This window comes from Nonomuraea sp. NPDC049480, assembly GCF_044465905.1.
In the GTDB taxonomy this organism is placed as follows: domain Bacteria; phylum Actinomycetota; class Actinomycetes; order Streptosporangiales; family Streptosporangiaceae; genus Nonomuraea.
In genome coordinates this window covers 74636-86602 of record NZ_JBITMD010000002.1, presented here as the reverse complement: position 1 = coordinate 86602, position 11967 = coordinate 74636, and the positions used below count along the sequence as shown (strand labels likewise).

Sequence of the window (11967 nt, the reverse complement as noted above, 5' to 3'; positions counted from 1 at the left end):
TCTAAACCCTCGGCGCGCTGTTCGAAACGCGGGAGACTCATCATGAGAACGCCCCTCCTGGCGACCGCGGTCGCCGCCACGCTGGTGCTCGCGGGTTGCGGCTCCGGCGGCTCGTCGTCCTCGGGCGAGATACGGCTCCGGATGATCGAGAGCCTGACGAGTCCCGAGCGCACGAAGCTCATCAAGACCCTGATCGCCGACTTCGAGAAGGCCAACCCGGGCGTCACGGTCGAGCTCGTCTCGCCGCCACTCGACAGCGCCGACCAGAAGATCACCCAGATCCTGCAGACCAAGAAGGACCTGGACGTGCTGGAAGTGCGCGACCACACGGCCAAGTCCTTCTCCAACAACGGCTGGCTGGCCGAGCTGCCCACCTCCGACTGGGCCGGCTGGGCGGACCTGACCGAGCTGGCCCAGAAGAAGGCCGTCGAGGTCGGGGGCAAGGCCTACCTGATCCCGTACGGGTTCTACCAGCGGACGTTGTTCTACCGTACGGACTGGGGCGTGGCCCAGCCCCCGGCCACGTGGCAGGAGCTCTACGAGGCCGGCAAGAAGATGACCTCGGGCGACCGCTACGGCTACTCGTTCAGGGGCGGCAAGGGCGGCGCCGACTACGCGGTGCAGATGATCAGCGCGTACAACGGCGAGGCACTCAACCCCGAGAAGTCCTTCTACCTGAAGGACAAGCGGACGATCTTCTCCACCCCCGAGGCCGCCCAGGCCATGGATCTGTACGTCAAGATCTTCAAGGAGGCGTCGCCGCCCGACTCGGTGTCCTGGGGCTACCCCGAGATGGTCCAGGGCTTCACCTCGGGCGTCACCGGCATGCTCATCCAGGACCCGGAAGTGATCAAGACGGTCGAGGACAGCGGCATGACGGCCTGGTCCACCGCCCCCATCCCCAAGGGCCCCAGCGGGTACGCCTTCCAGCCCGTCGGCTACGCCGGCTGGGGCGCCACCTCCTTCACCAAGCACCCGAAGGAGGCGGTCAAGCTCGTGCAGTTCCTGTCGGAGGCCAAGCAGAGCATCGCCTTCGCCAAGGGCAACTCGCTGATCCCGATCTCCAAGCAGGCGCAGAGCGACCCGCAGTTCTCGCAGGGCGCGTGGAAGGCGTACCTGGAGGCGCAGCAGGATCCCAAGCAGGTGATCACCATCAGGCCGGTCGACTACCCGGGCTGGAGCCAGTGGGGCGTCGACTCCGACCGTGACGTCCAGGCGCTGATCACCGGCAAGAAGACCATCGCCGAGGTGCTCAAGTCATGGGACGCCTTCTGGACCGACCAGGCCAAGAAGGTGTCGTGAGCGCTGCTCGCACCTTCACCTCGCGCCGGGCCGGGTTCATCGCGCTGTGCCTGCTGCCCGGCGTGGTGTTCGTGGCGCTGTTCACGTACTACCCGGTGCTCCGTGGCGTGGCGATGGCCTTCCAGCGCTACAACCTGTTCGACATCACCTCGACGCCCTTCATCGGCCTGGAGAACTTCCGTGCTGTGCTGGCCGAGGAGCGGTTCTGGACAGCGCTGCGGAACACCGGCACGTGGGTGGTCGTGTCGCTGTTCTTCCAGTTCTTCCTCGGGTTCGGGCTGGCGCTGCTGCTGCGGCGCCACTTCCGGGGCCGCGGCCTCTACCAGGCGTGGGTGTTCTTCCCGTGGGCCATGTCGGGGTTCCTCATCGGGCTGCTGTGGCGGTGGATGTTCAACGGGCAGTTCGGGGTGATCAACGACCTGCTGCTCAAGACCGGGATCATCGACCAGCGCATCGGCTTCCTGGCCTCGCCGGGATGGGCGATGACGTCGGTGATCGTGGCCAACATCTGGTACGGCGTGACGTTCTTCGCCATCATGATCATGGCCGCGCTGCAGTCGGTCCCCAAGGAGCTCTACGAGGCGGCGTCCGTGGACGGGGCCTCGCGGCTGCGGCAGTTCTGGCACGTCACGCTGCCGCACATCCGGCCCACGCTGGCGCTGATCGTGCTGCTGCGCATCATCTGGATCCTGAACTTCCCGGACCTGATCTATTCGATGACCGGCGGCGGCCCGGCCGGCAGTACCGACATCGTCACGACCTTCCTCATCCAGCAGGTCATCGGCGGCGACTACGGCCGCGCCGGCGCGGTGGGCCTGCTCGTCCTCGGCCTGCTGCTGGCCTTCAGCGTCTTCTACCTCAACGCGACGAGATTCGAGAAGGCCCGATGAAACGTCTCGCGACCGCGGCCAAGGTGATCGTGCTGGCCGTCTGGCTGCTGATCACGCTCTTCCCGCTGTACTGGATCGTCGTCACCTCGCTCAAGCCCAAGTCCGAGATCTTCTCGATGCCGCTCAAGTACTGGCCGGGCACCGTGACGTTCGAGCACTACGCGGAGCTGTTCTCCTTCGCCGACTTCGGGACGTACCTGCTCAACAGCCTCATGGTGTCCCTGGTCGCGGCCGGGGTGGTGACGGTGATCGGGGTGCTGGGCGGTTACACCCTCGCCCGCTTCGCCTTCCCCGGCCGAGGGGCGGTGATGCTGGCGTACCTGGTCACCCAGATGCTCCCGCTGTTCATCGCGCTCGGCCCGCTCTACCTGCTGATGTCCGACCTCGACCTGCTCAACCGGCTCGCCGGGCTCATGCTCGTGTACGTCGCCATGCTGGTGCCGTTCGCCACGATCATCATGCGCGGCTTCTACGAGCGGGTGCCGGTCGCTCTGGAAGAGGCCGCGCAAGTGGACGGGGCGTCGCGGCTGGTGGCCATGGTGCGGGTGGTGATCCCGGTCATGCTGCCGGGGATCGCGGCGACGTTTATTTTCGCGTTTGTCCAGTGTTGGAATGAGTTGTTCCTGGCGATCACCTTCATCGACAGCGAGGACGCCAAGACGATCCCGGTCGCCATGAATTCCTTTATTACTCAGTACGATATCGATTGGGGATCTATGGCCGCCGCGACCGTGGTGTCGGTCGTGCCCACGCTCGTCCTGTTCGCCGCCATCCGCCGCTACATCGTAGAAGGGCTGACGGCGGGCGCGGTCAAGGGCTGACGCATCCTCGCCGAAATCATGGATCTCGGCGAGAACGCCAGTAGTCATCGCCACGGGCCGCAGACCGTGCCGTTGGTGCGGCAGGCCCTGAAGAAAGTGCGGTGGCCCTGGAGCCGGCCCTTTATCGTGCCCGTCCCGCCTCTCACGAGATACGTGCGGACGAGCGTTCCGTCGTTCTGAACCTGAACCTGCCTGGGGCCGCCTCGGCCCTTGATCTTGTAGAAGACCTGGAATTTCCCGCCACCGATATGCCTGTGAGCCTTGCAGACGGCAACGGCTGGGTCGCTCAGGTACAGGTGGAGGTGCCGGACGGAGTATCCCGGGTACGTTTTGCTGTTGCACCCGGGCACAGGGTGTGCTGATGCGGACTCTGCCATCCCCCCGAGGATGCCGGTGGCAGCGAGGGCGACGACGGCGAGGCCACGGCGAATGACCATCGCTGACATGTGGATTCTCCTTTCGTCCTGGTCTTGTCCGCCCAGCGTGCGCCGCCGCGGCACCCCATGTCATTGGCACTCGACGCACCTTCATAGACCACACACGCACACCGCGACCGTCCGCCGGGACCGTGGTGACCGATGAGGCCGGTGGCGCGTCACCTGACCCAGTAGCGGATGTCGCGGAAGCGGGACTCGGCGCGGCCGTTCCCGTGGTGGTAGACGCCGTTCTTGAAGTGGCGGGTGGCCGGGCCGCGGTCGGAGACGGTGGCCACGCGCTGGTCGTCGAGGTAGACCTCGATCTTCCCGGCGGTGGCGTCGTGCGCGACCTTGAGGTTGAACCAGGTGTTGTAGACGCCGGTCTTGAGCACGGTCCCGTTGTAGATCCTGATGGTGCCGCCGTTCTGGTTGAACGCGTTGACCATGAAGTCGGTCGCGGGGGTGCCCGCGGGGTGCCTGACCCGGAGGATCTGCATGATCGTGGCGCCGTCCGTGCCGGCGGGGACGTACACGTCGGCGTCCCACATGTGCCTGCCGGAGGTGTACTCCTGCTTCCAGCGCATCTCGGTGCGCGGGTCCGTGGTCGAGCTCTCCGTCATGGGCTCGTCGGTCGAGTAGACCCACATCCGGTGCGTGCCGGTGGCCGAGTCGTACGCGTAGCGCTGGCTCAGGCTCAGGTTCCACGGCTTCTGCAGGTTGTAGGTGAACGTGGTCTGCCGCCAGCCGTCCGTGGGGTCGGCGGCGGCGTTCGCGGGGGTCGCCGAGACGAGGGTGACCAGTAAGGCGAGAGCAGTGGCCGTACGGGGGTGTGACATGGATACCTCCAACGAATTTTCCAGCATGAGATTTTGCGGTGATGCGCGGGAGGTCCGCGGGTTTGCTCATCCGCAGGCTAGAGCCATCATGAGTAGAAAGGAAGGTTTATTGAGGGTTTCGGTGGAGGATCCGTGTGGGTTGACGGAGTCAAATCCATGTGTCATACACATCAAAGATCCGATGTATCGACCGTGAGCCGGAGAAGTGATGACACCCCCCTACGATCATCCGTTGTCCCGTCGCGCCGTGCTCGGCACCGCCGCAGGTGGGCTGGCGCTCGCACTCGCCCCCACGGCCGCGCACGCCTCCCCCGAGCACGCCCGTCCATGGCGGCTGCGGGAGCGGCTGTCCTGGCCCGATTTCCTCAAGGGTCAGGACCTCGTCTGGGGTCGGCTGCCCAAGGCCTGGCACGAGGGCCCGTTCCTGGGCGACGGCCTGCTGGGCAGCATGGTCTACCAGGAGCCGAACCAGAACAAGATCCGCTTCACCGTGCAGCACGGCCGCGTGCAGGACCACCGGCCGCAGTTCGGCAGCGGGTGGGGCACCTGCCGCCTGCCGGTCGGCCACATGACCCTCGATCCCGCCGGCACGATCACCGCCGTCGACTGGAGGCTCAGCCTGTACGACGCCGAGGTCACCGGCACGATCACCACCGACAAGGGCAAGCTGGCCTTCACCGCGTTCATCCACGACGAGATCCTGGTCGTCAAGGCGGAGGCGAGCGGCGAGGAGCAGGTGCGCTGGACGTTCCACCCCGAGGCGGCCGTCAGCCCCCGCTCGGCCACGGAGGCCCCGCCGAGCGGCTACACCCCCAACCCGCCCTGGACCACCGCCACCACCGACGGGATCGAGCAGGTGGTCCAGCCGCTCACCGGCGGCGGGCAGACCGCCACCGCCCACCGCGTCAAGGACGGCACGCTCCTGGTCGCCGTCGCCCACAGCTTCCCGTCCGCCGACGCCCAGGAGACCGCACTCGGCATGATCCGGGGTGCCCGGCCCTACGGGATCATGCGCAAGCGGCACCGCGACTGGTGGCACGACTTCTACGGCAAGAGCTTCGTCTCCCTGCCCGACCAGCGGTTACAGAGCTTCTACTGGATCCAGCTCTACAAGGTCGCCGCCGCCAGTCGCGCGGGCGGACCGGTCATGGCCACCACGGGGCCCTGGCTGGAGCCCACCCCGTGGCCGGCGGTGTGGTGGAACCTCAACGTGCAGCTCGAATACTGGCTCATCAACGGCTCCAACCACCTGGAGCTGGACTCGCTCACCAGCACGCTCGACCTCAACCGGCAGCAGCTGATCAACAACGTGCCGGCGGCGTACCGTGAGGACTCGGCCGGCGTGGGCCGCAGCTCCGACATGTTCGCCACCCGCGGTGTCGGCACGCCCGGCTCGGGCGCGGAGGTCGGCGACCTCACCTGGGCGCTGCACAACGCCTGGCTGTCCTACCGGCACACCATGGACGACAAGGTGCTGCGCGACACGGTCTTCCCGCTGCTGCGCCGGGCGATCAACTACTACCTGCACTTCCTGACCCCGGGCGCCGACGGCAGACTGCACCTGCCGAGCACGCTGTCACCCGAATACCCCGTCACGCCGCCGCAGGACACCAACTACGACCTGGCGCTGATCAGGTGGGGCTGCCGGACGCTGCTGGACTCGGCCGCCCGCCTCAGGATCGACGACCCCCTCAAGGCGAAGTGGCAGGAGGTGCTGGACAAGCTCGCCGAGTACCCGGTGGACGCCGACGGCTTCATGATCGGGGCGAACACGCCGTACGCGCAGTCCCACCGCCACTACTCCCACCTCCTCATGGTCTACCCGCTCTACCTGGTCAACTGGGACCAGCCGGAGCACCGGGAGCTCATCGAGAAGTCCGTCGTCCACTGGCAGTCGCTGACCAGCGCGCACCGCGGCTACAGCTACACCGGCGCGTGCTCGCTCTACGCCATGATGGGCAAGGGCGACACCGCGCTGTCCTACCTGGAGCGGTTCTTCGACCCGGCCAGCCGTTACCCGTGCCGGGCCAACACCCACTACGCCGAGGCGGGGCCGGTCATCGAGACGCCGCTGTCGGCCGCGCAGTCCATCCACGACCTGCTCTGCCAGAGCTGGGGCGGGATCGTGCGCGTCTTCCCCGCCGTGCCCGCGGCCTGGCAGGACGTCACGCTGCACGACTTCAGGACCGAGGGCGCGTTCCTCGTCTCGGCCGTACGGCAGGGCGGGCGCACCGGCTTCATCCGGGTCCGGAGCCTGGCCGGCGAGCCGCTGCGGATCAAACACGGGCTCGACGGGCCGCTGACCGCAGTGCTCGGCAGCGGACGGCCCGCGCGGGTGAAGGACCTGGGCGGGGGCATCGTGGAGATCACCCTGGCCCGGGGACAGGAGGTGCTGCTCTACACCGGCCGCCGGCCCGACCCGGTCATCGCGCCCGTGAAGATCGCCAAGCCGGGCGATCCATGGGGTCTGCCACCCGTCCCGCCGCCCGGGCGCACCACGCCGGTGGATCTGTCGGCGCACTTCGACAACGACGGCGTCTCCACACACGAGGCCATGACCGACGGGAACGCGGACGGCTCCGGCTACACCTACCCGGCCGAGGAGCTGCCGCCCGCCGGTCCGCTCACCCACGAGGGACTGAGCTTCGTCTTCCCCGCCTACGGTGACGGCGTCAAGAACAACGTCACCGGCCAGGGCCAGACCGTCAGCGTCCCGCCCGGCGCGTACGCCAAGGTCCGCCTGCTCGGCGCCGGCACCTCGGGAAGCGTGAGCGCCGCGCTGACCGCCACGTACGCCGACGGCTCCACCGCCCAGGTCCCGTTCGTCCTGCCCGACTGGGGCGGCCAGCCCGGCGCCGGCACCACCGAGGTGCTGCGCTGCACCCACCGGCACGGCCAGAACGGCGCGAACACGCTGCGCGTCGGCCTGTTCGAGACCCAGGCCGCGCTCGACCCGGCCAAGGAACTGCGCTCGCTCACCCTGCCCGCGCTCACCCGTCCCCAGCTCCACCTGTTCGCACTCTCCCTGGAGGGATCCCGATGACCGGCATCTCGCGACGCGTGTTCATGGCCGCGACCGGGGCGGCCGCCGTGGTGGCGGGCACGGAGGCGACCGCCGCGGTGGCTTCACCGGTCGCGTGGGCGCCGGCGACGTCCGGCGGGGACGTGCACGGCGGTGTCCTGGCGGACGCCGCCATGGTGTGGCGGCGGCTGCCGGGCGGCTGGCAGGAGGGGCCGTTCCTGGGCAACGGGTTCCTGGGCGTGCACCTCTACCAGAAGTCCGGCGAGGGCAACGTGCTGCGGTTCATGCTGAACCACTCCCTCGTGCAGGACCAGCGCGGCCAGTGGGAGGCGGCGATCGGGTACTCGCGGCTGCCCATCGGTTACCTGACGCTGACCTTCGCCGGGACCGTCACCGGTGTGGACTGGCGGCTGGACCTGGAGCACGCCGAGCTGACCGGCACGGTCACGACCTCGCAGGGGAGCGTGCGGCTGAGCGCGCTCGTGCTCAACCAGCGCGACGCGCTGCTCGTCTCCCTCACGCCCAGCGCGGGGGAGGAGACGGCGGCGTGGGGGTTCACGCCGCTGCCGTCGCACACGACCAGGACGATCCGCCGCCCGCCCGACTACACCGGCAATCCCGACCCGGTGGTCGCCGACGGGCACGTGGAGCAGCCCATGCACGCGGGCGGCGGCTACACCACCGCCTGGCGTGAGGTCCGCCACGGCTCCAGGCGGCTGCTCGCGGCGACCATCGCCTACGGCTTCCCGGACTCGACCGGCGTCGAGGCGGCACTGCGCACGCTGCGCCAGGTGCTCGACGGCAACCCGGAGGCGCAGGTCCTCCTCCACCGGCTCTGGTGGAGGCGGTTCCACCGGCGCAGCCTGGTCTCGGTCCCGGACAAGAAGCTGCAGCGCTTCTACTGGATCCAGCTCTACAAGATGGCCTCGGCCACCCGGGAGAACGCTCCCGTCGTCACCGAATGGGGGCCGTGGTTCCCCGAGGTGGGCAACAGCTGGACGAACATCTGGTGGAACCTCAACGTGCAGGTCGCCTATCCGCTGGTCAACGGCTCGAACCACCCGGAGCTCGACGCCATCACCACGACCTTCCGGAAATATCACGAGAACCTTGAGCTGAACGTCCGGCCCGAATACCGCGACGGAAACTCCTGGGCGCTGTGCCATCCGGGCGACCGCATGCTCCGCCCCGGGCCGCGCTACGTCGGCATCCCGGGCGTGAGCCCGAACGACCACACGGGCAACCTCACCTGGGCCATGCACAACGTCTGGCTCGCCCACCGGCACAGCATGGACGGCCGCGTGCTCAAGGACATCCTGTACCCGGTGCTCACCCGCGCGATCAACTACTACGACCGGTTCCTCGTCGAGGGCTCCGACGGCAAGCTCCACCTGCCCGAGACCCGATCGCCCGAGTACGCCAACGCCTCCGACGCCACCTACGACCTGTCGCTGATCCGCTGGGGCTGCCGGACCCTGCTCGACACCGCCGGCCGGCTCCGCGTCGACGACCCGCGCGCGGGCCGGTGGCGGGAGATCCTCGCGCGGCTGGTGCCGTACCACCGGAACGAGCAGGGCGTCATGATCGGGGCGAACGTGCCGCTCGCCGAGTCGCACCGGCACTACTCGCACCTGCTGTGGCTCTATCCCCTGCGCGAGTCGCTCGACCGGCGCAGCTTCGAGCACTGGGCGAGCATACGCGAGCGGTGGCACGGCTACAGCTTCGCCGCGGCCTCCTCGATGGAGACGCTGTTCGGCAACCCGGAGGAGGCCTTGTCCTACCTGCGCTTCTTCATCGACGGCAACGTGGTCGACAACTGTGCGATCACACCCAACACGATGTACCGGGAGGGGTCCAACTTCGCCGTCGAGAGTCCGCTGGCCGCCGCGCAGTCGCTGCTCGACATGGTCGTCCAGAGTCATGGCGGGGTGGTGGAGGTGTTCCCCGCGGTCTCGGCGACCTGGGGCGACGTCTCGGTGGAGCGGCTGCGGGCGCAGGGGGCGTTCGTGGTGGACGCCTCGCGCGACGGGGGGCGTACCGACTGGATCAGGGTGCGGAGCGAGGCCGGGGAGCCGCTGCGGTTGCGGCACGGCATCGCGGGCCCGTTCGAGGTGCGTGACGAGCGCGGCAGGTCGTTGCCGTACCGGGGGACGGACACGATCGAGATCCCGCTCCGCAAGGGCGCGACCGCCGTGGTCGCCCGGCGCGGCGTCCGTCCATCGCAGGCCCGGGACGTCGCGGCGAACGGCAGCGCGCCTGCCTGGGGCCTGCCCTAGCGACCGTTCGTCGCGCTGAACGGACCTTTCACCGCAGACCATTCCTAACTCATCGCCGGACGGCGGCGGCTCGGCGAACAACCCCTCTACGTATCTCCACGCCGGGTAGGTTCGCCTCTTACGTTGAGCGTGATCCGCATCACAGTGGAGGTCTCGTGACAACAAGAGAACATGACGCGTCGGTCTATGAACAAATGCAGGAGAGCAGTGAATTCCAGGAGCTGAAACGACGCTTCCGCGCCTGGACGTTCCCCATGACCGTGGCGTTCCTCGTGTGGTACCTGCTGTATGTGGTGCTGTCCGGGTGGGCGCGCGACTTCATGGGGATCAAGCTGCTCGGTGAGATCAACGTTGGGCTGATCTTCGGCCTGTTGCAGTTCGTGTCCACGTTCTGGATCGCGTGGGCGTACGCCAGGCACGCCGAGAAGAAGCTGGACCCGATCGCCGACAAGCTGCGCCACGAGGTTGAGGAGAAGACCAAGTGAGCTCCACGACGCTGGGAATGATCCTCTTCCTCACCTTCGTCGCGGGAACGCTGGGGATCACCTTCTGGGCGAGCCGTCAGACCAAGACGGCCGCCGACTACTACGCGGGCGGCCGGTCGTTCACCGGCGTGCAGAACGGCTTGGCCATCGGCGGCGACTACATGTCGGCCGCCTCGTTCCTCGGCATCGCGGGGATCATCGCGCTGTCCGGCTACGACGGGTTCCTGTACTCGATCGGGTTCCTGGTGGCCTGGCTGGTGGCGTTGCTGCTGGTGGCCGAGCTGATGCGGAACTCCGGCAAGTTCACGATGGCCGACGTGCTGGCGTTCCGGATGAGCCCGCGGCCGGTCCGCACCGCGGCCGGCGTGTCCACGATCGTGGTCAGCATCTTCTACCTGCTGGCCCAGATGGTCGGCGCGGGCGCCCTGGTCGGCCTGCTGCTCGGCATCACCGGCGATGCGGGCAAGGCCTGGACGATCGTCGGCGTGGGCGCGCTGATGATCGTCTACGTGGTGTTCGGCGGCATGAAGGGCACCACCTGGGTCCAGATCGTCAAGGCCGTGCTGCTGATGGGCGGCGCCGCGCTGGTGACGCTTCTGGTGCTGGGCAAGTTCGGCTTCAACCTGTCGGCGCTGCTCGGACAGGCCGCCACCACCAGCGGCCCCAAGGCCAACCCCGGCAGCTTCCTCATCCCCGGACTGAAGTACGGCACCGAGGCCCAGGGCCTGGCCGGCAAGATCGACCTCATCAGCTTGGGTCTGGCGCTGGTGCTCGGTACGGCGGGCCTGCCGCACATCCTCATCCGCTTCTACACCGTCCCCACCGCCAAGGACGCCCGCAAGTCGGTCCTGTGGGGCATCGGCATCATCGGCACCTTCTACCTGCTGACCCTGGTCCTCGGCTTCGGCGCGGCGGCCCTGGTCGGCAAGGACGCGATCACCGCGGGCGACAAGGCGGGCAACACCGCGGCGCCCATGCTGGCCCAGGCCGTCGGCGAGGACATGTTCGGCCCGGTCGGCGGCACGATCCTGCTGGCGCTCATCGGTGCCGTGGCCTTCGCCACGATCCTGGCCGTGGTGGCCGGGCTCACGCTCGCCTCCTCCTCCAGCTTCGCCCATGACCTGTACGCGCACGTCTTCAAGCGCGGCACGGCCACGGAGCGGCAGGAGGTCGTGGTGGCCCGCGTCTCCGCCCTGGTCATCGGCGCGGTCGCGATCGGTCTGGGCATCCTCGCCCAGGGTCAGAACGTGGCGTTCCTGGTGGCGCTGGCATTCGCCGTGGCGGCCTCGGGCAACCTGCCGGCGATCCTCTACAGCCTGTTCTGGAAGAGGTTCAACACGGCGGGCGCGGTCTCGGCCATCTACGGCGGACTGGTCTCCGCGCTGGTGCTGGTGATCTTCTCACCGGTGGTGTCCGGATCGGAGACCGCGCTGTTCAAGACGGCCGACTTCTCCTGGTTCCCGCTGAGCAACCCCGGCATCCTGTCCATCCCGCTGGGCTTCCTGTGCGGCTGGCTCGGCACGGTGCTCAGCAAGGAGTACAACGCCGCCAAGTACGCCGAGATCGAGGTCCGCTCGCTGACCGGCGTCGGGGCCGAGCAGGCCACCCCGCACTGACCCGCTGCCCGTCGAGGGCACTGACCCCTGCCACCCATCGAGGCGCCGCCTGCCCTGAGGCGCCTCCTGCCGAAGGCGCCCATTCCCCGCCCGGGTGCCTTCCGCCCAAGGGCCCGGCCTCCTCTCCGCGAGGCCGGGCCCTTCCGCTTGCCCGCACCTCGTTCTGCGGCCGTGCCGGGCATTCTCCGGCTTTCCCGGCCGCGTCCCCCTTCCCGCCGGCGCGCCCGGGGCCGCGGCTTGTCCGCGTTCGCGGCGGCGGTGGATTGGGCGGGGAGAAAGCGTGTGAGGGCGGCAGGCCTGGGA

9 protein-coding genes are annotated in these 11967 nt (G+C 68.5%); 7 read left to right on the top strand and 2 right to left on the bottom strand.

Annotated elements, in window-relative coordinates:
* The first annotated feature begins 42 nt into the window (after nucleotides 1-42).
* The 3 genes from ACIBX3_RS05835 to ACIBX3_RS05825 are packed head-to-tail and all read left to right on the top strand — an operon-like array spanning nucleotide 43 to nucleotide 3013.
* Entirely contained in the window at nucleotides 43-1302 is a 1260-nt protein-coding gene (locus ACIBX3_RS05835) for an ABC transporter substrate-binding protein (protein WP_397113545.1), read from the top strand.
* The gene (locus tag ACIBX3_RS05830) at nucleotides 1299-2192 is read left to right on the top strand and encodes a carbohydrate ABC transporter permease (protein ID WP_397113543.1); all 894 of its coding nucleotides are present in this window, start codon (nucleotides 1299-1301) and stop codon (nucleotides 2190-2192) included. The genes ACIBX3_RS05835 and ACIBX3_RS05830 overlap by 4 nt, the downstream gene beginning before the upstream one ends.
* Entirely contained in the window at nucleotides 2189-3013 is an 825-nt protein-coding gene (locus ACIBX3_RS05825) for a carbohydrate ABC transporter permease (protein ID WP_397113541.1), read from the top strand. The genes ACIBX3_RS05830 and ACIBX3_RS05825 overlap by 4 nt, the downstream gene beginning before the upstream one ends.
* A gap of 44 nt (nucleotides 3014-3057) precedes the next feature.
* Here ACIBX3_RS05825 and ACIBX3_RS05820 read toward each other — a convergent pair whose 3' ends face one another.
* Together ACIBX3_RS05820 and ACIBX3_RS05815 are read right to left on the bottom strand one after the other, a co-directional pair.
* Nucleotides 3058-3459, bottom strand: coding sequence for a hypothetical protein (locus tag ACIBX3_RS05820; RefSeq protein ID WP_397113539.1), 402 nt, complete (start codon nucleotides 3457-3459; stop codon nucleotides 3058-3060).
* A gap of 149 nt (nucleotides 3460-3608) precedes the next feature.
* Nucleotides 3609-4265 (bottom strand): polysaccharide lyase family 7 protein, encoded by a 657-nt coding sequence (locus ACIBX3_RS05815; RefSeq protein WP_397113537.1) that lies wholly within the window; start codon nucleotides 4263-4265, stop codon nucleotides 3609-3611.
* Nucleotides 4266-4497: 232 nt separating this feature from the next.
* On the opposite strand from ACIBX3_RS05815, the gene ACIBX3_RS05810 reads away from it, so the two are divergent.
* The 4 genes from ACIBX3_RS05810 (at nucleotide 4498) to ACIBX3_RS05795 (ending at nucleotide 11664) form a co-directional block, all read left to right on the top strand.
* Entirely contained in the window at nucleotides 4498-7308 is a 2811-nt protein-coding gene (locus tag ACIBX3_RS05810) for a glycosyl hydrolase family 95 catalytic domain-containing protein (protein WP_397113535.1), read from the top strand.
* Nucleotides 7305-9563, top strand: a complete 2259-nt coding sequence (locus ACIBX3_RS05805) for a glycosyl hydrolase family 95 catalytic domain-containing protein (RefSeq protein ID WP_397113533.1) — start codon at nucleotides 7305-7307, stop codon at nucleotides 9561-9563. The genes ACIBX3_RS05810 and ACIBX3_RS05805 overlap by 4 nt, the downstream gene beginning before the upstream one ends.
* A gap of 155 nt (nucleotides 9564-9718) precedes the next feature.
* Complete coding sequence (locus ACIBX3_RS05800) at nucleotides 9719-10048, top strand: DUF485 domain-containing protein (protein WP_397113531.1); 330 nt, start codon at nucleotides 9719-9721, stop codon at nucleotides 10046-10048.
* A gap of 17 nt (nucleotides 10049-10065) precedes the next feature.
* On the top strand, nucleotides 10066-11664 hold the full coding sequence (locus tag ACIBX3_RS05795; protein ID WP_397114978.1) for a cation acetate symporter: 1599 nt from the start codon (nucleotides 10066-10068) through the stop codon (nucleotides 11662-11664).
* The last annotated feature ends 303 nt before the right edge of the window (nucleotides 11665-11967 follow it).